The sequence below is a fragment of the Daejeonella sp. JGW-45 genome (assembly GCF_029360805.1).
In the GTDB taxonomy this organism is placed as follows: Bacteria; Bacteroidota; Bacteroidia; order Sphingobacteriales; family Sphingobacteriaceae; genus Daejeonella.
Genome location: NZ_JARKNC010000003.1, coordinates 203,519 through 223,630 on the forward strand (window position 1 = coordinate 203,519; position 20,112 = coordinate 223,630).

Consider the following 20,112-nt stretch of genomic DNA (forward strand, 5'->3'; position numbering starts at 1 on the left):
CAGAGGAAATAACTATTCTGTTGTTAATTCATTTCAGTCTTCAGGTGTATTCCCCCACCGATAAGATTCATCTTTTAATCCCATCAAGTCTATTACCCGGTTAACCACAGTACCTGCTACTTCTTCGATAGTTTCCGGCAGGCTATAAAAAGAAGGGCTTGCCGGACAGATTATTCCGCCTGCCTCGGTTACCGCTTTCATATTATTAATATGTATCAAATTATAGGGGGTTTCCCGAACAACCAATATTAACTTGCGCCTTTCCTTCAGCGCAACATCAGCGGCGCGTGTGATCAGATCGTTGGAAATGCCTGACGCGATGCGGCCGAGTGTTCCCATTGAACAGGGACAAATAATCACGGTGTCATATCCGGCAGAGCCTGAGGCAAAAGGAGCGTTAAAGTCATTTTTATCAAAAAAAGGGAGATTGTATTGTTCATAATCAGTATTCCCAAGTTCATGCTTCCAGACGTCCTTTGCATTACCAGACATAACAACTCCAACATCTGACCATTGTGACCTTAAAGATATCATCTTGTCGAGTAATACTTTTGCATATACCGACCCGCTCGCACCTGTCAGGGCTATTGCTATTTTTCTTTTCATATTATGACTGGTATACAGATCGATGAAGAGCTCATAGATCCTCAGTTTAGGAACAAATATCTCTGAATTTTATCGTATAAAAAAACGCCCGTGGCAGATAATCCTATCACTGACTCAAAAATCCCTGTTCATCACAATATCGGTTATTTCGTTACACAAATGCATAAATCAAGTGGTTTTAATGATTTTCGTGTGACATGATTTGTGAGAGAAAATATCTTATTTTGCAACCGAATGAACGTTCAATTAGACAATAATCCTGAAAAGAAAGAAGCTATTCTTCAAAGCACCCTTGAGCTCATTGGTGCGAATGGTTTTCATGGGTCGCCAATGAGCCTCATTGCAAAGAACGCAGGCGTTGCGACGGGTACCATATACCATTACTTTCCCTCAAAAGAGGTCCTGATCTATGAGCTTTTCGAACACATTAAGTCTGTTCTGCAAGTGGCAATGTTCAAGAATGATGATGAAAAAATGTCGTATAAGGATCGTTTTTTTAATCTTTTCGTCAATCTCTGCAATTACTACATCAAAAACCCACACGCGCTCACATTCATTGAGCAATATACCAGTTCGCCATTTTTAAAATGTAACCCTTTTTATAAGGGCAAAAACTATAACCAGGAAATGATCGAATTCTTTAATTATGGCATCGAACGAAGTTATATAAAGAAGATCGATGATCACCTGATTGCCCCTGTTTTTCACGGTTCAATCATGTCGACCGCCAAACAGCATATTATGGGCCGTTATAATTTCACTCCGGAATCGCTGCAAAATGTTGCGCAGATAATCTGGGACGGTATAAAAAAAGACAGTTAACCCGAGCAAGTTGCTAATACATATATGAAACACATACAAAGAAGCATGCTGATCATACTGATCATCATATCACATACAACCATTACTAAAGCTCAGCAACCAACGGATAGCTTACCGTCGTTGGTCACTCTTGCTGACTGCATAGATTTCGCACTTAAAAATCAGCCCTTAATCAAACAGTCTCTTATTGATGAGGAAATTTCAGAGCGGGATATTGACATCTCCTTATCGGGTATTTATCCCCAGATAAGCGGCCAGGCAAATTTATCACGGTTTCTGAAGCAACCTGTTTCTCTCTTAAACGGCCAGCCCGTGATATTCCAGCCTAAAAACAACTCAAATTTTTTGATTCAGGCCGACCAGTCATTATTTGACAATGATTTGCTCTTCGCAGCGAAGGGCGCGAAATTTATGCGTCTAAACAGTAAGCAGAATACAGAAAGCAACAAAATAAATACTGTAGTTGCCGTTAGCAAGGCTTTCTATGATATTCTGACGAGCCAGGAACAACTAAAGATATTAAGAGAAAATATTGCCCGGGTTGAAAAGCAGTTTAAAGATTCATATGCGCAATACGACGCAGGTCTGGTCGACAAAATTGACTATAAACGGGCGTCTATTTCTTTAAATAACTCGAAGGCGGACCTGAAAAGAATAAACGAATCGCTAAAATATAAGCACGCATACCTTAAACAGCTAATGGGTGTTACCGGAGGAAAGGATATCGACCTGATTTATAACGGATCTAGTCTGGAAGTTGAAATATTACTTGATACGACACAGTCGCTGAGCTACGAAAACAGGGTTGAATACAAACAGTTGCAAACCCGTAAGCAGATTCAAAATCTAAATATTCACTATTATCGAAATGATTTTCTGCCATCTGTGTCGGCGTTCATAAATTATAACAACGTATATCAGAACAATAACTTCGGTTCGCTTTATAACAAGGACTTCCCGAGTTCACAGGTCGGTTTACGGTTGGCGCTTCCCGTATTTCAGGGTGGCCGGCGAATCCAGAATCTAAGACGTGCAGTCCTGCAGGATAAAAGACTCGATCTCGATATTGTCCAAATAAAGAATGTTATTAATACTGAATATCAGCAGGCTCTGGCCCTGTATAAAACAAATCTGAATGACTGGAAAACCTACCGCGAAAATGTTGAACTTTCCAAGGATGTTTACAACACTATAAAGCTTCAGTACAATGAGGGGATCAAAACTTATCTCGAACTACTAATCGCCGAATCAGACCTAAGATCATCTCAACTTAATTATTTAAACTCCCTGTTCAGTTTATTGTCGACCAAGCTCGACGTACAGCAGGCACAGGGTTCTGTCAACATTAATCAATAATACATTTATGAACATTAACTTTATAAGATCTGGCCTGTTCATCCTCAGTCTGGCCGGCATTATTTCCTGCGGTAACCCTCAAAAGCCTAGTAACCAGGCGGCGATGGCCGCAATGTCTGTGCCGGTAACTACAGCCACTGCAAGCAGTGAACTTGTAACCGGAGAGGACACTTACCCCGGAACAGTAGTGCCCTTAAACGAGGTCGAGCTTCGTGCAGAAGTTGGAGGTTATATTACTAAGATCTTCATTCAAGACGGTCAGAAGGTACAAAAAGGCCAGAAGCTCTATGAAATTGATCGCAGCAAATATGACGCGGCTTATCGTCACGCTGTCGCGGGTGTTGAGATTGCAAAGGCAAATCGCGATAAGGCGAAAAAAGATGCAGAAAGATATCAGAAGCTGGCTGACCAGGATGCGATAGCACGGCAGCGCGTTGATTATGCACTGACCGACCTGGCCAACGCCGAATCGCAAATAGCAGGGAGCCAGGCGATATTAGCGAATGCAGCAGCTGATTTGCGACGCTCAGTTATCACAGCTCCCCTGTCTGGCAAGCTCGGTATTTCGCAGGTAAAACTAGGCGCCCTGGTGTCTCCTGGTTCAACACTCTTAAATACGGTATCGACAACATCTCCTGTTGCTGTCGATATATCAATCCCACAGCATGAGATCCCAAGATTCCTCGAGCTTCAAAGAAAACCAGGTTCTGCAACTGATTCTGTATTCTCTATTCAGCTGAATGATAACAGTACTGTAAATGCCGCTGGCAAGATCGTAGCTGTCGACCGCGCAGTCGATCCGCAGACAGGAAGCATAAAAGTCCGGATAAGCTTCCCTAATGATTCAGGAACCCTTATAGCGGGAATGAATTGCAAGGTGAAGGTGCTGAACAAATCCACAGAAAAACAGGTATTAATACCTTTCAAAGCCGTCAGCGAACAGTTGGGAGAATTTACCGTATTCGTAGTTGGCGACAGCAGTAAGGTAGATCAGCGCCGGGTTATAACAGGTACTAAGGTGGCGGATATGATCGTGATCACCGAAGGCTTGAAGGACGGTGAAGTCTACGTAACCGAAGGCGTTCAAAATTTAAGACAAGGTTCAGTAATAAGCACAGCGAGCACGCAGCCAGCGTCAAAACAGTGATTTAACCCGATAACATGATATCAGAAGTTTTTATAAAAAGGCCGGTAACGGCGATAGTTATCTCCATATTAATTGTTTTGATCGGAACAATTGTCATGTTGGGGTTGCCGATAAGTCAATATCCGAATATTTCGCCGCCAACTGTTACTGTATCAGGTATTTATACCGGCGCAGATGCCCAGACGGTCGAACAGACGGTAACGACTCCTATCGAGAGTCAAATCAACGGTACTCCCGGCATGAAATACATGTCGTCGAACAGTACCTCTGACGGACGATCGTCTGTAACGGTAACGTTTGATGTGGGCACCAACATTGATATTGCCGCGTTGGATGTGCAGAACCGCGTCGGTATCGCTGAGCCGGCTTTGCCTGAGGCTGTCAGGCGATTAGGAGTTACCACAAAAAAGGCGAACACGGATATCCTGATGGTATTGGGTCTGGTTTCCCCGAACAATACTCATGACCAAAAGTTTCTCTCGAACTATGTTAATCTTTACGTAAAAGACGCACTGTTGAGAGTAAAAGGTGTCGGTGATGTGCAAGCCTTCGGCCAGCCTTTCAGTATGCGGGTCTGGCTTGATGCCAATAAGCTGGCGCAGCTGGGGATTTCGCCCGCGGATGTCACTTCGGCTATCCAGGAACAGAACACACGTATTGCCGGCGGAAGTGTCGGAGGTCCACCTCAATATGGCTCCCAGGTCTTTGAATTTTCTGTCGTTCTCGACGGGGCGCTCAGCACGGAAGAGGAATTTAAGAACATCATTGTAAAAACAGGAACAGACGGATCAATAACATACCTTAAGGATATTGCGAGAGTGGAACTCGGCGAATTCTCTTATGTCACACGCTCAAAGATCAATGGCCAGATCTCATCGATGATGGCTATTAATCAAATGCCAGGCGGAAACGCGGTTGAAACGTATGACGGTATTGTCCAGGCGCTTGAAACATTAAAAAAATCCTTTCCGAAGGATATGGATTACGTTATCAGCTACGAAACGGTATCTATTGTCAAGGTTTCACTAAAAGAGGTTGTTTATACCCTTATTGAAGCCCTTATCCTGGTGACGATAGTTGTATTCCTCTTCCTTCAGAGCTGGAGGGCAACTTTAATCCCCGTACTCGCCATACCGGTTTCTATCATTGGAACATTTATATTTTTTACCGTGATGGGATTCTCCATCAACGTATTGACCATGTTTGGCTTCGTACTTGCCATCGGTATAGTAGTCGATGATGCTATCGTTGTTGTAGAGGCTGTTCAGCATTACATGGACCACAATGGTTTATCCGCCAAAGAAGCGACACGCAGGGCGATGAAGGACATCACCGGTCCTGTTATTGCGATTGCGTTAATTCTTGCCGCGGTATTTATTCCTGTAGGATTTATTCCGGGAATGGTAGGCCAGCTATATCAGCAGTTCGCAATTACGATCGCTGTTTCGGTAGTTATCTCCGCTTTCGTTGCGCTATCGCTGACACCAGCCCTCTGTTCAATCTTGTTGAAGCCAATGAACCTGAATAAAAATTCTAAAGGACTGGACAAGTTCTTTTTTAAATTCAACACCTGGTTTCACGGAGTTACGACCCGTTATTCAAACGGAGTACAGAAAGCAATTAAAAAAGCGCCCCTGGTTATAGTCATTCTGGCTTGCATCTATGCAGGTACTGTGGGATTGTTCAGTACAAAATCTACAGGGTTTATCCCTAATGAGGATGCGGGTATCTTTATCATGGGTATCACGTTGCCGGAGGGTGCATCCGCAGCAAGAACCGATGAATTTATTACAAAGGTAATCGGCAGACTTCAGGAGAAAGTTCCCGAAATACAGAATATTACCTCCATAGGGGGGATAAATGTATTAAACCGTTCGTTTAAATCTAACGCCGGAACGTTTTTCGTTCAGCTCAAAAACTGGGAAGAACGGGAACGGGACGTACCGGAGATCCTCGGGCTGATTAAGGCTGAATTTAACGGGGAACGCGACGGCAGTGTGCTTGCCGTGGCGCCACCTCCTATCCCCGGACTTGGAATCAGTGGTGGATTTTCGCTCCTTATTCAGGAACAGCAGGCCGGCGACATCAAGCAATTTGAGGCTGTTGTCGGCAAGTTCCTGCAGGCTGCTAACCAAAGGCCTGAAATTGGCATGGCCTATACCCTTTTTAGTTCCAAAACGCCTAACTATCAATTAACCATTAACCGTGAACAGGTGAAAAAAATGGGTGTGTCTGTTGGCGCGGTTTACAGTACTATTTCCAGTTATCTTGGTAGCAGTTATGTGAACGACTTTACAAAATACGGGCGTAATTTCAGGGTTGTTACCCAGGCAGATACTACTTTCAGGACACATATCGAAGACCTGTCGAAGCTGTACGTAAAAAGCACACGCGGCGAATCAGTTCCGTTGAGTACTCTCGTATCGTACAAAATGGTAGAAAATCCTTCTATTATAAATCACTATAATCTGTTCAGGTCGATTGAGATCAGCGGCAGTGCCGCGCCGGGGTACAGTAGCGGTGATGCAAACAGAGCACTGAAGGAAGTTTCGGCTCAGGTGCTTCCTGCAGGCTATACTTACGGATTTTCGGGGCTGAGCCTACAGGAAGAAGAAGCCGGAAGCAGCACCATTTATATTTTTGCGCTTTGTATCATCTTTGTATTTCTCTTACTGGCTGCCCTGTATGAAAGCTGGTCGGTACCGTTCTCCGTTCTTCTGGCGGTTCCGCTGGGGGTATTTGGTGCTATCCTTGCGCTCATGTTAATTCCAAAATTAGACAACAACATTTACGCACAGGTGGGATTGGTTACCCTAATCGGTCTGTCGGCGAAGAATGCGATCCTTATCGTGGAATTTGCAAAAGAGCGGCTTGACTGGGGGATGGGACTGATCCCGTCCATCATGGATGCTGTCAAATTGAGGCTGCGCCCGATTATTATGACTTCGCTTGCCTTTATTTTAGGAGTTGTTCCTTTGATCCTTTCTTCCGGCGCTGGTGCTGTTTCCCGCCAAACTATCGGATGGACGGTATTCGGCGGAATGATTGCAGCAACATTACTCGCCATTTTTATTGTCCCGGTCCTGTTTGTGCTAATCAGCAGGGTTGCCTATGGCAAAAAGAAGCTGGCAGAACTAGAGGCCTCCTACATCCCGCAAGAACACGCCGACGTACTTCATGCTGATGAAGATTAATTAATAAAGAAGCCGCCCACTTGAAATGGGCGGCTTTTTAATATTTACCGGTTTTTAAATTTCATTTTTGCTTTCTCCCGGGAGCTGTAATTATAGTCCTTATTGTTGCTTGCTTTCTTTTCATGGAATGCTGCGCCGCTTAGCTTTTCTTCCCCTGCTAACTTCGCTTTGCTTTTTTTTTCTTTAACGTTGCCAGAAGCAACTACCAAATCATCAGGAAGCTCTGCAACCGGGATCCCCTGCCCGATGGCTTGTTCTATTTTTTTAACTGTAACTAATTCTATATCGGTTGAGAAACTTATAGCCAGGCTGTTAGCATTTCTGTCGTTCTTAACAATACGGCTGATATAGGTTTCTTTTTCCGCGGGTATTTCAAGATGAAGAACAAAAGGTATTCCGCTCAGATCTATGCTTTCTTTAATATCATCTGCAACTATTAATATCCTGACATCTTGCGACTCCTTAAAGTCATCGATCAGGTCGAATCCCGGATGATCGAAAAAAAGCGGTTTATAAACAGCGATCTGATCATCAAGATTTCGGAAGAGGCTTTTAAAAACTTTTTGCGCAGTTAACCTGGTGTTGACAAACACCACCACCTTGTCAAAAATCTCAGCATCAGCCATCAGCATATCCAGGAGATTCAGCTTGGTTTTATAATCGGGAACATGGTATAAAACCTGTTCGAGGGTTTCGAGCTTCTGTTCTCCCAGTTCGGCTACCTCGACGATCGCCGGCTGATTCATGAATTGATCAACCAATAAATGCAGCTTATTGTGCCGCACTTCGGTAAATACCAGGCGCTGGCATTTAACAATGCTTCTCGCAAGTTCAGCGACAGGAAGCTGCATACCTTTTTTAATAATTTCCGCGGCATCGTCCACGATAAACATCAATATCTTATTGAGATTGAGACCGAGCTTGAGATAAACGGCACGCGCCCTGTCGGGAGTAGCAATGACTATATCAGATCCATCGGTAACAGCATTTATTTGGGATTCCATGTTTCCCTCAGGATAAAGGGGAACAATGCGTATGGTATTATTCCTGTTTAGAAGTTCAAACCTTTCCATTAGCTCATCAATCCGTTCTTTGTCCGGAACGAGGATCAATGCTCTGGGCGCTTCCTCAAAACCGTATTTCAACCGCATTAAAACCCCCAGCACATAGCTTGTCGTTTTTCCAGACCCTTCCGGCCCAACGGCAATAATATCCTGTCCCCCAAGTATACGCGACATGGTTTTGAGCTGAATTTCTTTTGGCCCAAGAAAACCCGCTTCGGTCATTGACCGGATAAGGGGTTTACTTAATTTAAGTTTATCTAGTAGCACAGGTTGGAATTGAAACGCAAAAGTAAGGATTTAGATCGGACTGCGGGGGGGTATGGAGTGGAAAGTGGAAAGTGGAGAGTGGAGAGGTTTCTTTTCCGATTTAATCGGGGATCTCCACATGAAGAGGCAATACTAACGTCATTCCAGCTGGCTATTGATGTCGATATTCAGATTTTTTGTGGCTCTTACCCTGCCTTTATCATCAACAAGTATAGCCCGATAGCGGGGAAATGCCTTTAACAGCTTTAAGCCTTTCTTCTTTCCCAGCACCATGATCGATGTACTGAGGCCGTTGGCAAATTCGGCATTCGGACCTAAGACGGTCACGCTGGATAAGCCGGAAACAGGATATCCGGTTTTAGGATTAATTATATGTGCGTATCGTTTATCGTTAAACACCACATACTTTTCATAGCTGCCGGAAGTTACCGCTGCTTCATTCTCCAGAGGCAAAACGGCAAACAGTTCATTGTTATCAATAGGATTTGTGACCCCTATTTTCCATTTATTCCCGTCGGGGTGCCTGCCCCAGGTATTCATATCTCCCGACCCATTGACTATACCTGCCTGTACACCTTTTCCGATCATAAGCTCGCGACATTTGTCGGCCGCATAGCCTTCACCCAATGCCCCAAACCCAATCTTCATCCCCTCCTCTTTCAAAAAAATAGTGCCCTTGACTTTGTCAAGCAGAATGTTCTGATAACCGATTTTCTTCACAGATTTTTTTATCGCTTCAGGCGAGGGCATTTCAGACATCGAACCATCGAACTTCCAGATACGGTCCATCGCAGCAAAGCTAATATCGAAAGCGCCACCGGTTATTCTGGAAAGATATAAGGCACGTTCAGTCAGTTCAAAAACCTCCTTGTCAACTTTAACAGGCCGTATCCCTGCATTACGGTTCACTTCTGATATTTGGGTTTGTGGTCGCCAGTCTGAGATTAAGTTTTCTATACGCGTTACCTCAGCAACCACAGTATCGATATAGGCATCGGCCGCGACAGTATCTTTAGCAACTATCGTGATGTCGAACCTGCTCCCCATAAGTCGCACAGCCCGCTGTTGAAGGACCTGGGCGTTGCTGCTATATACAAACAGGAAAAAGAAAAGTGCCAATACGTATTTCATATCAGTAGGAATCCATCTGTATCTGCCCCCTCGACTGATAGAAGCGACACTGCTTATTAATTTAAGTATTTCATCGTTTTGTAGTCCGGTCGGACTAATTTTGAGATATTGTCTTTGTACTTCGTCCTTAAAGTTAATAAGAATTATACTGAATAGCTCTATTTATCCCACTATACAGTAATTAACGGTAACTCCGTCAACACCCGGCACTTGCTTTACAAAGCACCGGCATTGCGTATTTTATATCGGCAAATTATTATCTTTAAAGGCAAGCTGAATGACTCAATGATTTCCGTCAGAAAAATAATCTTCGATACATTTGCCCAGGTTGGCATTACCATTAACGGCGATAAACCCTGGGATATGCAAGTACACAACCCCAAATTTTACGACAAAATTCTAAGCGGGGGTTCAGTCGGCTTCGGCGAGGCATATATGGCCGGGTGGTGGGATTGTGAAGCCCTCGATGAATTCTTCTTCAGGGTACTGTACCATCGCGTGGATAAGAAAATACCCATCGACGTCTACACGGTATTTTATGCTTTGAAGGCTAAGTTCAAGAACCTGCAGACGAAAGGCAGGGCCAGAGAAGTTGCTTACAAACATTACGACATCGGTAATGAGCTTTTTGAAAAGATGCTTGATAAGCAAATGATGTATTCATGCGGTTATTGGAAAACGGCAACCAACCTTGATGAAGCTCAGACAGCAAAGCTCGAGCTGATCTGCCGTAAGCTGAAACTGGAAAAAGGAATGACCGTACTTGAGATTGGCTGCGGTTGGGGCGGGTTTGCCAAATATGCCGCCGAAAACTATGGCGTATCAGTGGTGGGTATTACAATTTCTGAACAACAGGCGATCCTTGCACGTGAAGTTACGAAGGGCCTTCCAATTGAGATCAGGCTCCAGGACTATCGCGATGTTGAAGGTCAATTCGACCGGGTGGTTTCTATTGCGATGCTGGAAGCGGTAGGTCACCGCAATTTTAGAACGTACATGGAAGTGGCTGAAAGAAACCTTACAAAGGACGGCATCTTCCTGATCCATACCATTGGCGGTAACTACGATGCTAAAACTACCGACCCCTGGATAGATAAATATATTTTTCCTAATGGGATGCTGCCATCCGCAAGCCAGCTTTCTAAAGCATGGCAGGGGCTTTTCGTGCTGGAAGACTGGCATAATTTCGGCCCGGATTATGAGCCAACCCTACTTGCCTGGCTCAAAAACTTCGAGGAGAGCTGGGACAGCATTAAAGATAATTATGATGAAACGTTTTACCGGATGTGGCGCTATTTCCTGTGTGCAAGTGCAGCATCATTCCGGTCGCGCAAAAACCACCTTTGGCATATTGTTCTAACCAAACCTATGCATGTGGGCGGGTATGAATCGGTGCGGTAGAATTCACATTACCTTCAACGCATTGCATGTGCGGTCATTTAAAGAGGAAAAAGCCTGATCTATATGCTGAAAATTCCTGGCGCCAACAAGTACTATTGAAATAGAAGGTTGATTCATTACCCAAGCCATTCCAAGATCTTCGGGCTTTAGCTGGTGCATCCGCGCTGTATCTAATAAAATATCCAGACGATGACCAGCGGAATCATTAAAATAAATCTGTCTGTGTGCAGGTACCAAATCGAACCTGGACCCGAGCACAACCTGCTTTTTGTGTTTTCCGGTTAAGAAACCTGCTCCAAGTGGACTATATATTATTAGTTTAACGTTATAACGGTTGCAGACCTTTATCAGTTGGTCGTCTACCATACTCACAGCATAGTTGTGAAGGTTTTGAATATACTTAAACCTGCTGTGGCCCGCAGAATCCTGTTTCAACAATGCATATTTCAATTGTGCAGCGGTAAAATTACTGCATCCTGAAACCTTAATAGAGCCCTCTCTTGTGAGATTGTCTATTGTTTCCAAGACTTCCGGATCCTTTATACTATTATCCCAATCATGAAAGAGTACCAGATCAAGACTAGATACGCCCAAATTATTTAAACTTTTTTTCACTGAAGCACGAATGCTGCCCGCAGAATACGGTGGCGATATTTTTGTTGCTATCGTCATATCAGGAGCAATGGAACTATTTAGTTTTAACCACTTCCCGATTATGATCTCTGACCCACCTGCACTATAAGATGAAGCAGTATCAAAAAATCTTATTCCCTTGGAATATGCATGATCCATCAGACCAAAAGCCGTCAAATCATCGACTTCCCTGCCGAACGTGACGCAGCCTAAACCTATTGAAGGTGTGACACTCTGGTTTTCTATTTGCATTATTGGTTTAGGGTTCAAGAAATATGTATTACATATAACAATGATATAAAACATGATAATTATTTCCAACAGAATTCGAGCAGAATATGTCCGAAGTAGGATAATGTGTTGATCTTGTTTGATTTAAGCTTATTGTTTTGGCATTAATTAATATCATAATAAATATGTAATACTTATTAAAAAATATATCTTAGCTTAAATATTATACTAGTCGAATAATTAAACAAACAATAAAATGCCAAAGAAACTTGAAGGGGTAATAATTGCTCTTCCTACGCCTCTAACGAAAGACGAAAATATCGACATTGCATCATTAAGAACCCTGGTAGACTATTGTATTACGGAAGGCACAAACGGAATAATGATCCTGGGTACAATGGGAGAAGGTGCTTCCTTACTGGATTGTCAAAGACAACAGATGATAGAAAGCACTGTAGAACAGGTTAATGGAAGAATTCCGGTGTTGGCGACTGCGTCTGGATCGTCAACAAGGAGGAATATTGAACATGTTAAAGCGATTGACAAAAGCGGGGCAGATTATATTGTTTGCACTTCACCATACTATTATAAATACCCGGATCCGGAAAGTCTGATCCAGCATATAGAAAGGATCGCTGATATTGCGGATACACCACTGATCTTTTATAATGCTCCCCTATTTACCGGCAATGCGGTTCATACAGATATTCTGGAAAGAATAATCCACATGGAGAAAGTTGCCGGGATAAAAGACTCCAGCTGTAATTTCGGAAATTTCGTTGAACTTCTAAGACGATATCCCGACAAGGAAACACGACCAGGCACCATTATGCAGGGTGACGAATCGGTTTTTGATTCAAGCTTATTGATGGGAGCTGATGGTGTGGTCTCAGGCGGAGGTGTGGCATTTATCAAATTACTTACTCAATTGTATGGTGCCGCCGTATCAAATGACAGGATGAGATCGATACAATATCAACAGCAGTTTTCAAAAGAGTTGTCTAAGCTCCTTACTTCCGATCCTCAGCGAAATTGGCTATACAGCATTAAAAACGAACTGGTTAAAACCCGGGTAATATCGAATGCTTATGTCACGGCTCCCTTTCCTGATTCCATCATATAAATTGAATAAGATTATAACATTAGCTTGATTCACATTAAAAATCCGCTGCATAGGTAATCACATTACGAAAATGGCAAAATATCCGATTCTGGGAATAGTATCAATGAGTATGCTATTATTCACCGCCGCAACTAAAAGGGAATTCAAACACACTCTGCAAGATTCCGTTAAGCATGAATTCTTTGGCATGAGGATGAGAGTAATTCCGGAAAAGACAAATGAAATTTATGCACCTGTTATTGTTAATAAAGCCCCCGGGAACGAAGCAACGATGGTGCGTCTTCCCTATGAGTTGAAAATATTTTTCGTGAACCGGCCGGGTAAAGCGGATCATATGATGTCGGTCTCCTCTGCTGATAATGGAATAACATGGTCAGCACCCACTAAAGAGTTTGATTTGCCAGGTCAGGCATACTATGCCAATAACGTAATTACGGACACAGAGGGTAATCTGCATTGTGTATTTCATATATTCGATAAAGGCGAGAATGGATATCAGGGAAGGCATCTTAATTTGTGGTATACGCGGATGGAAAAAGGCGGTGAAAAGTGGATCGAGCCAAGGAAAATTTATGACGGATACGTAGGCTCTATCAGAAGCTTTATTCAATTAAAAAACAAAAGGCTCTTGTTTTCTTTTGCCAGGGCAGTTCCGGAACGAAGCAAGAAGCCGGAAGGCAATGCGATTGACTACGGCTGGCATAATATAAGCACGCTTTATTCAGACGATCTGGGAGAAAAATGGCAGTTTTCGGAAGATCACCTGAAAATACCAGTTGAAAGTTCGCAAACTACCCGGTATGGAGGAGTGGAACCAAATGTTATCGAGCTTGCAAACAATAAATTATGGATGCTGATACGTACTAATAAAGGCCATATATATCAGTCGTTTTCAAGTAATTCCGGGCAAAACTGGCAATTGCCGGAAAAATCTGATTTTATATCCTCAGATTCTCCGGCTACCACTCTTCGTCTTGCAGATAACAGGATAGTGATGATATGGAACAGCAATCAACGATGGGACAATAAACGCACTTATGCTATTGGTGGCAGAGAAGCATTACATGCTGCAATTTCGGAAGATGAAGGAAAGTCGTGGAAGGGATTCCGGGAGGTGTTGTTAAGTCCGTATAAGCAACACGATGAGAAAGGCGACAGAGGTACCGCGTATCCTTCGGCAGTTCAAACGCCTGATGGCAAAATAGTCTTTGTTTCGGGCCAGGCGGAGGAGAGAGCTATAGTTAAATTCGACCCGGAGTGGTTGGAAGAGAGGACTCAGATTGACGATTTTTCCGAAGGATTAATTCAATGGAGCCTATCGGGAACTGACGGCTCTAAAAAACTCGTCCCGGCTGATTCCGGCAAACGGAATGCGGGATTTCTAATTACTAGGGCAGGCGGAAATTCAGACGCTGTATGGAATTTCCCGATGACCAAAAAAGGCAAATTGTCTATTGAAGTGCTTGCCAGTCAAGGCAAAGGCATCAACCTGGCTTTAACTGATCATTTTTCCATCTCTTCTGATACCGTAGCATCAGATAATGCCATTTTCAATTTCACAATCCCAGCTGAAAGCTTTAAGAAAAATGATAAAACCACCCGCATTGAAATATTATGGGACAGTAACCGCAAAACCTCATCATTGTATTTGAATAAGTCACTATTCAGCGAGAAAACTTTCAAGCGTAGCCCTGTCTTCGGTGTCAATTATTTAAGATTAGGAATTCCGGGTAAAGCACCTGATCTCAATGGATTCCGGGTTCGGTCGATAAGCGTTTCGCAATTAAAATAATATTGTCCTCAATTAACCATCACTAGTGTCCGGTTAAAATTAAGTTCCTGATAAGATATGTACTTATGTTTTTCATTCAATGCTTTTTAACCGATTTTCAAAAGGAATCCTACCTATACCAATACGGGTAAGCTTGACCCCGAAGGTGGTCACATGTTTATAGAAAAATTCCTTCTAATCGTTTTCCCGACCCCGAAGGTGGTCGTATATGATAATTTCAAATACATGCGACCACCTTCGGGGTCGTTTGACGGGAATATCTGATTACTATAGACATACGACCACCTTCGGGGTCGAAGAGCAAAAAAAACCGGGCACTTAGTGATTAAGCATCACCAATCCGAGTAGTTTTATTATATTATTTTCCTCGCATGAGTTTAGAAACTGTCGGATTAATTGCTTTCGCTAAAGTCTCATATCCCTTCAATGTGAGATGCACCCTATCAGCTGTCATCAGGTCTTTCGACACAGTTCCATCTGCCTCTAAAAACATTTTGCTGATATTCAAATAAAATATCCTACGACGATCTGCTATTTTCGAAGCCTGCTCACTAGCTTTATTAAGCCTGTCTGCTGCTGCAGCAGTAGCAGTGCCACGCGGAAGAATGGACAATAACAATATCTTCATGTCAGGGAGCCTGTTTATTAACCTGCAACAAACAGCTTTTATCCCATCTGCGATCTCTTCAGCCGAATAACCCTCGACATGATTGCTCCCAATTAGCACTATAGCCAGTTTTGGAGATATACCGTCAATTTCTCCGTGGTCCAGGCGCCATAATACATTCTGTGTTTTGTCCCCATCGAAACCCATGTTCACCGCGTTATACGCAGCGTAATATTTGTTCCATGTATCAGCTCCTGTACTTTCCCATCGCTGTGTCAGTGAATTCCCGACAAAAATCAAATCTGCCTTACCTTGTTTAATACGTTCAACTACGGCATGATGTCTCACCATCCATGCGGCACGTTCTCTCGGAACCGGTGTTACTGCTTCGTGAGCTTTACTTTCTACACATGGATTTTCAACCACCAGGTTACGGTGAGTAATACAACCCGTTTGCGTGATTGTAAATATAATGGCTATAGTGGAAGGCTTCAAAGCTCTCATGTTAAAACGGGTTATGCTTATCAACAACCGGGTTCATACTTAGTTCAATATTTTGACCGCTAACATTGTCCTTTATGACAACATCACCGTTAGAGTAGTAAATTTCATCTACCCCTTTAAATCCGGGGTTAACGTCACACAAAAATGAAAGGTATTTTCTAGATGACTTTTCACCAGCGTCTATATATTCGCAGGTATTTTCCCCGAAAACCTTCCAGTCGCCATCACTAAGCATCTGTTTGAAAGACTTATGAATACCCGTGGTTCCAAACTCTATACCCCTGTACCGGATTGAACTACCCAGCCAGTCCTGCCAAAGGATAATCCATGGGTAATCTGAGCGTTTCCATAAATATCCTAAAAGCAGGTTGTGTGTTGGAGAATACGCAGTAACCCAGCCCATCTTATCCGTCTTTTTAACGACATATGAAAAAACCGAAGAGTACTCTTTTTTAGGAGCACTTAAATCGATGGTGGTCATATCCCTGCACAAACCCATTGGCCAGTTTGACGCATACATTTCACGATCTACCCCAAAACTATGGTCAAATCCGGCTTCAGCATTGCAATTGACTACTGTGTCATGATCCAGGAACGGTTGTCCCAGCGTTGGATGTTGAACCATGTTATACAACCGGCCAAGGGCAGAGGTATTGTACACTTCTTCAGTAACCATATACAAAGGGCTATCCCTGCTCAGGTCAATGCGCCTGTTAACATGAAGGCCTTCCATTGGGCTGAAAGCGCGCATTTCTAATCTCATCAGACCAGTATCTTCTGTTTCCCAGTGGATATTGCATAACTGCCCATGATCAGGCATACCCGCCTTTATTTCGCCATCAGAGGGCCTGCCCCATCTGCCCAAGCAAAGAAAGTGTCCCTGATACGGTGCGCCAGCTTTATTATTTTCAGGCATCTGCTCTGCAGGTAATCGAAAGTTTAATGGATTGATCTTCTTTCCATGCACGCAAAATTTGGTAATCGCTCCGCCAAACGGATCAATTTCCACCGAACATGACCCGTTCTGCAATACTTTTACGGTTTCACGAGATAGCCTCATACGAACCCAGTGCAGCAAATTATTAATTCGGATGTACTGATACAGCCGAACCTGCCGGCCGCGGTCTGACCGTAAATAACAAGGCAGCGCAGACGAGCATTGTTAAAGCTCCAAACTGATATATAACACTTAAATCAATTTTCTGATCGCGTAAAAACCCTCCGGCGTATAAGCTTATTCCACCAACAATGCAACTGAACATATTAAGAACTCCGTACCCTGTGGCGAGGTAACGGGCATCAGCCACCATACAAAGAATAGGCATCATATTCGAGTCGCAAAAGGCCTTGGTCAATGCATACAGCATAAAAAATGTTATTGCCACAGCAAGAATTGAAGTACTTGTGGCTATAAAGATACTGGGAGCCGCTATACAAAGGCCTATGAAAGGCACGAGAATACGCGCACGGGCATTTTTCCTGGTCCATCTGTCAGCCAGAAACCCGCCTAAGAGCACTCCAACAAGGGAAGCTGGATATAAGTATGCCGTAGCATACAGCCCGGACACTGACTGCGACAAGCTGAACTGTTCTTTATAATAAGTTGGAAGCCAGCCTACTACCAACCATACGGCAACTGCAGCTAAACTCCAGTAAATAAGCAAAATAATAAATGCCCGCGTGGTGAACAGATCCTTAATACCAGCAAAAAAATTAACTCCCGTATTCTTAATTTTTACCTGACCGGGAGTTTCTTCGGCGGGGGCATCCTTCAAAACCAGGAGAAGTATTGCAGAATAAACAATACCTATTATCCCCAGAACGGAGAATGCCGTTGTCCACGCATAATCTTCAGCAATCCAGCCGCCAACAAAACCAAGGCTCTGACCTATCATGATCCCTGCCATATGAATTCCCGTTGCGAGCGACCTGGTAGAGCCACGGTGATAATCTGTAATCAGCGCAAGCCCCGCGGGAATATAACAAGCTTCACTAATGCCCATTAAAGCTCTTGTAACAAGTAATTGTTCAAACGTAGTTGCGTAAGAGGTAAGCCAGGTTACCATCGACCATACAAACAAGCTCACAATAATAACCTTGCTGCGATTAAATCTGTCAGCAAGATATCCGGCAAAGGGGCTAAGAAGACCATAGATCCATAAAAAAACAGAAGTAAGAAGACCAAATTGCGCATCTGTCATGGGCATATCGTCTATTATCGAAACACGCATGGTAGTGATAATAGTACGATCGAGATAGTTCAAACATCCCACTATACTTAGAAGTCCCACGAAAAGCCAGGCTCTTGCATGTAATTTGGGTTCGGTAGAAATTGTTTTGTTTGCGCTCATTTTTAACGTATTGACATTATTTATCAAATTCCCAAAGGCTTCCTAGCCCACTACCAGCTTGTCCAACCGCCATCTACTAACAGGTTATGCCCGGTTATAAAAGCGGAGGCGTCAGATGCCAGGAATACTACTGGCCCTTTAATGTCTTCATCATCAGCAAATCTTCCCAAAGGAGTTAAGCGCTTATAATTCTCTATAAATTCATCCTTCCCTGTCATTTTCTCGACGCCTGGCCCATATCCGCCCGGGCTAATGCAATTTGCACGGATATTAAACTTCCCATAGTAATTTGCGATCCATTTAGTAAACCCGACCATTGCCCATTTATCATAAGTATAGTTTAAAGGACTGGACATTCCTGTATCCCCATAAACAGGGAAATTGGGCCCAACAGTTCCTTGTATAGAGCCAATATTGACAATATTTCCAGCTCCATGTTCTCTCATCGTCTTGATAACAGCCTGAGTTAGCAATATCATGCCTGTGGAATTAATACCCTGGGCTTTTTCCCATTCTTCTTTGGTGATATCTTCCAGATCTTTTAAACCCTCTCTCGATACCGCGTTATTGATAAGCACATCAATTCTGCCATGTGTTTTAATGATTTTTTGTGTAAAATGATGTATAGACTGCTCATCAGCCAGGTCAAGAGACATACCTTCGGCCTTTAAATTTTGCGCCTTAAGTTCCTCTGCAAATGATTGGCATTTAAATTCATCTCTTGATGCAATTATCACCTGCGCACCTGCTTCTGCGAGAGCTGATGAAATGGGTTTTCCATACAGGCCGGCACCACCTGTTACTATTGCTACTTTATTATCCAGTCTGAACATTTTCATTTAATTAGGTTGTCTTTTAATGCAGATACCATGAGTGAAATTTGCCAGTGTATATTTGAGCAAGAACTCATAATAATCTCGATATTAATCAATTTACAGCTTCCAAACACCTGGTGTTATAATGTGCTCGGGCATAATTTTAAATAGCTCTTCTATGGATTGTTTAACATTCAAGGGAATACTTTTTGAATTTAAAAGATTGATATTCTCTATCACCTGCTGTTCCGTAGTTGCTCCAAAAACAATGCTGGTGACGCCTTTGAGATCTTTGACATACGAAAACGCCAGTTCTGCTATGCTCATGCCGGCCCGGACCGCCAGATCATGCAAAGCCTCAAGATATGGTCTGGCATCGCTAAGGCTTCCTTGAAGAGCAGATGGCTGCATAAAAAATAATCCCTGTAGAAAGACACTTCTGACAAAGACAAATTTCTTTTCAAGATGCAGGCGCTGCAACATGCCATTACTGATAAGTCTCTGATCAAATATATTTAGAGGTACCTGCATCCCAGCTACTATGGGAACATCCAGAAACCGTTCTACTTCATTAGGGTAATATACTGAGACACCTGCCAGATCAATAAGCCCATCATCTTTCAGATCCTGAAGTATGGAGGGCAGTACTTCCAGAACCAGATCGACTGGCTGGTCCTTCCCCTTATGAAACAGACAAACAGGAACCTGGCTGATCCTTAAATTGCTGCATGAAGATCTGATGCTATTATATGCATGCTCCCTGGCCTTATCTTTATTTAACAGAGTTTCGTTATCAATCTCAAACTTAGTCACCAGGTTCGTTGCGGAATGATCTTTATCCTGGTCGAGAAAACTACCCACAAGTAATTCTGCGTCACCATAATTTCTAGCTGTATCGATCGTATTGATCCCCATACTGAGCGCCGTCGACAATATGCTGAAACTTTTTTCCCGTGAGGGCCTGCCTTCGGCATTTGATATTCCGTAATCCAATCCTAAAGCCACAGTCCCTAGGCTGAGTTTAGAAATCGTATATCTATTTACTTTAGAATACTCCATGAACTGTGG

16 protein-coding genes are annotated in these 20,112 nt (G+C 43.2%); 7 read left to right on the forward strand and 9 right to left on the reverse strand.

Features of this window, described 5'->3' with window-relative positions:
* Positions 1-33: 33 nt before the first annotated feature.
* Entirely contained in the window at positions 34-606 is a 573-nt protein-coding gene (locus P2W76_RS06455; RefSeq protein WP_276346806.1) for a UbiX family flavin prenyltransferase, read from the reverse strand.
* Positions 607-840: 234 nt separating this feature from the next.
* Between P2W76_RS06455 and P2W76_RS06460 the strand changes: the two genes are divergently transcribed.
* Genes P2W76_RS06460 through P2W76_RS06475 form a run of 4 tightly spaced genes read left to right on the forward strand, consistent with a single transcriptional unit; the run spans position 841 to position 7,125 of the window.
* The gene (locus tag P2W76_RS06460) at positions 841-1,428 is read left to right on the forward strand and encodes a TetR/AcrR family transcriptional regulator (RefSeq protein ID WP_276346807.1); all 588 of its coding nucleotides are present in this window, start codon (positions 841-843) and stop codon (positions 1,426-1,428) included.
* A 24-nt stretch (positions 1,429-1,452) separates the two neighbouring features.
* Positions 1,453-2,784, forward strand: coding sequence for a TolC family protein (locus P2W76_RS06465; protein ID WP_276346808.1), 1,332 nt, complete (start codon positions 1,453-1,455; stop codon positions 2,782-2,784).
* A 7-nt stretch (positions 2,785-2,791) separates the two neighbouring features.
* Positions 2,792-3,931 (forward strand): efflux RND transporter periplasmic adaptor subunit, encoded by a 1,140-nt coding sequence (locus P2W76_RS06470; RefSeq protein ID WP_276346810.1) that lies wholly within the window; start codon positions 2,792-2,794, stop codon positions 3,929-3,931.
* A 14-nt stretch (positions 3,932-3,945) separates the two neighbouring features.
* Complete coding sequence (locus tag P2W76_RS06475) at positions 3,946-7,125, forward strand: multidrug efflux RND transporter permease subunit (RefSeq protein ID WP_276346811.1); 3,180 nt, start codon at positions 3,946-3,948, stop codon at positions 7,123-7,125.
* A gap of 44 nt (positions 7,126-7,169) precedes the next feature.
* Here the strand turns inward: P2W76_RS06475 and P2W76_RS06480 are convergent, their stop codons facing one another.
* Both P2W76_RS06480 and P2W76_RS06485 read right to left on the reverse strand, forming a co-directional pair.
* The gene (locus tag P2W76_RS06480) at positions 7,170-8,411 is read right to left on the reverse strand and encodes a DEAD/DEAH box helicase (protein WP_276346812.1); all 1,242 of its coding nucleotides are present in this window, start codon (positions 8,409-8,411) and stop codon (positions 7,170-7,172) included.
* A 183-nt stretch (positions 8,412-8,594) separates the two neighbouring features.
* Positions 8,595-9,587, reverse strand: coding sequence for an FAD:protein FMN transferase (locus tag P2W76_RS06485; RefSeq protein WP_276346813.1), 993 nt, complete (start codon positions 9,585-9,587; stop codon positions 8,595-8,597).
* A 285-nt stretch (positions 9,588-9,872) separates the two neighbouring features.
* On the opposite strand from P2W76_RS06485, the gene cfa reads away from it, so the two are divergent.
* Positions 9,873-10,988 (forward strand): cyclopropane fatty acyl phospholipid synthase, encoded by a 1,116-nt coding sequence (cfa, locus tag P2W76_RS06490; RefSeq protein WP_276346814.1) that lies wholly within the window; start codon positions 9,873-9,875, stop codon positions 10,986-10,988.
* A 3-nt stretch (positions 10,989-10,991) separates the two neighbouring features.
* On the opposite strand, the gene P2W76_RS06495 is transcribed toward cfa, so the two are convergent.
* Complete coding sequence (locus tag P2W76_RS06495; RefSeq protein WP_276346815.1) at positions 10,992-11,873, reverse strand: aldo/keto reductase; 882 nt, start codon at positions 11,871-11,873, stop codon at positions 10,992-10,994.
* Between the two features lie 235 nt (positions 11,874-12,108).
* On the opposite strand from P2W76_RS06495, the gene P2W76_RS06500 reads away from it, so the two are divergent.
* Complete coding sequence (locus P2W76_RS06500; RefSeq protein WP_276346817.1) at positions 12,109-12,975, forward strand: dihydrodipicolinate synthase family protein; 867 nt, start codon at positions 12,109-12,111, stop codon at positions 12,973-12,975.
* Positions 12,976-13,045: 70 nt separating this feature from the next.
* On the forward strand, positions 13,046-14,767 hold the full coding sequence (locus P2W76_RS06505; RefSeq protein WP_276346818.1) for a sialidase family protein: 1,722 nt from the start codon (positions 13,046-13,048) through the stop codon (positions 14,765-14,767).
* A gap of 358 nt (positions 14,768-15,125) precedes the next feature.
* Here P2W76_RS06505 and P2W76_RS06510 read toward each other — a convergent pair whose 3' ends face one another.
* The 5 genes from P2W76_RS06510 to P2W76_RS06530 all read right to left on the reverse strand — a co-directional run bounded on the left by P2W76_RS06510 (position 15,126) and on the right by P2W76_RS06530 (position 20,103).
* Positions 15,126-15,878 (reverse strand): GDSL-type esterase/lipase family protein, encoded by a 753-nt coding sequence (locus P2W76_RS06510; protein WP_276346819.1) that lies wholly within the window; start codon positions 15,876-15,878, stop codon positions 15,126-15,128.
* A gap of 1 nt (position 15,879) precedes the next feature.
* Positions 15,880-16,938 (reverse strand): hypothetical protein, encoded by a 1,059-nt coding sequence (locus P2W76_RS06515; RefSeq protein ID WP_276346821.1) that lies wholly within the window; start codon positions 16,936-16,938, stop codon positions 15,880-15,882.
* Positions 16,939-16,960: 22 nt separating this feature from the next.
* Positions 16,961-18,229 carry an MFS transporter gene (locus P2W76_RS06520; RefSeq protein ID WP_276346822.1) on the reverse strand — a complete coding sequence of 423 codons (1,269 nt, stop codon included), beginning with the start codon at positions 18,227-18,229 and terminating at the stop codon, positions 16,961-16,963.
* Between the two features lie 50 nt (positions 18,230-18,279).
* Positions 18,280-19,068, reverse strand: a complete 789-nt coding sequence (locus P2W76_RS06525; RefSeq protein ID WP_276346824.1) for an SDR family oxidoreductase — start codon at positions 19,066-19,068, stop codon at positions 18,280-18,282.
* Positions 19,069-19,161: 93 nt separating this feature from the next.
* The gene (locus P2W76_RS06530; RefSeq protein WP_276346826.1) at positions 19,162-20,103 is read right to left on the reverse strand and encodes an aldo/keto reductase; all 942 of its coding nucleotides are present in this window, start codon (positions 20,101-20,103) and stop codon (positions 19,162-19,164) included.
* Positions 20,104-20,112: the final 9 nt, after the last annotated feature.

Excerpts from the sequence above, each read along its gene's own strand:
- P2W76_RS06455 (WP_276346806.1), bottom strand. The coding sequence starts at position 606 with ATGAAAAGAAAAATAGCAATAGCCCTGACAGGTGCGAGCGGGTCGGTA.
- P2W76_RS06460 (WP_276346807.1), top strand. The coding sequence starts at position 841 with ATGAACGTTCAATTAGACAATAATCCTGAAAAGAAAGAAGCTATTCTT.
- P2W76_RS06465 (WP_276346808.1), top strand. The coding sequence starts at position 1,453 with ATGAAACACATACAAAGAAGCATGCTGATCATACTGATCATCATATCA.
- P2W76_RS06470 (WP_276346810.1), top strand. The coding sequence starts at position 2,792 with ATGAACATTAACTTTATAAGATCTGGCCTGTTCATCCTCAGTCTGGCC.
- P2W76_RS06475 (WP_276346811.1), top strand. The coding sequence starts at position 3,946 with ATGATATCAGAAGTTTTTATAAAAAGGCCGGTAACGGCGATAGTTATC.
- P2W76_RS06480 (WP_276346812.1), bottom strand. The coding sequence starts at position 8,411 with ATGACCGAAGCGGGTTTTCTTGGGCCAAAAGAAATTCAGCTCAAAACC.
- P2W76_RS06485 (WP_276346813.1), bottom strand. The coding sequence starts at position 9,587 with ATGAAATACGTATTGGCACTTTTCTTTTTCCTGTTTGTATATAGCAGC.
- cfa (WP_276346814.1), top strand. The coding sequence starts at position 9,873 with ATGATTTCCGTCAGAAAAATAATCTTCGATACATTTGCCCAGGTTGGC.
- P2W76_RS06495 (WP_276346815.1), bottom strand. The coding sequence starts at position 11,873 with ATGCAAATAGAAAACCAGAGTGTCACACCTTCAATAGGTTTAGGCTGC.
- P2W76_RS06500 (WP_276346817.1), top strand. The coding sequence starts at position 12,109 with ATGCCAAAGAAACTTGAAGGGGTAATAATTGCTCTTCCTACGCCTCTA.
- P2W76_RS06505 (WP_276346818.1), top strand. The coding sequence starts at position 13,046 with ATGGCAAAATATCCGATTCTGGGAATAGTATCAATGAGTATGCTATTA.
- P2W76_RS06510 (WP_276346819.1), bottom strand. The coding sequence starts at position 15,878 with ATGAGAGCTTTGAAGCCTTCCACTATAGCCATTATATTTACAATCACG.
- P2W76_RS06515 (WP_276346821.1), bottom strand. The coding sequence starts at position 16,938 with ATGAGGCTATCTCGTGAAACCGTAAAAGTATTGCAGAACGGGTCATGT.
- P2W76_RS06520 (WP_276346822.1), bottom strand. The coding sequence starts at position 18,229 with ATGAGCGCAAACAAAACAATTTCTACCGAACCCAAATTACATGCAAGA.
- P2W76_RS06525 (WP_276346824.1), bottom strand. The coding sequence starts at position 19,068 with ATGAAAATGTTCAGACTGGATAATAAAGTAGCAATAGTAACAGGTGGT.
- P2W76_RS06530 (WP_276346826.1), bottom strand. The coding sequence starts at position 20,103 with ATGGAGTATTCTAAAGTAAATAGATATACGATTTCTAAACTCAGCCTA.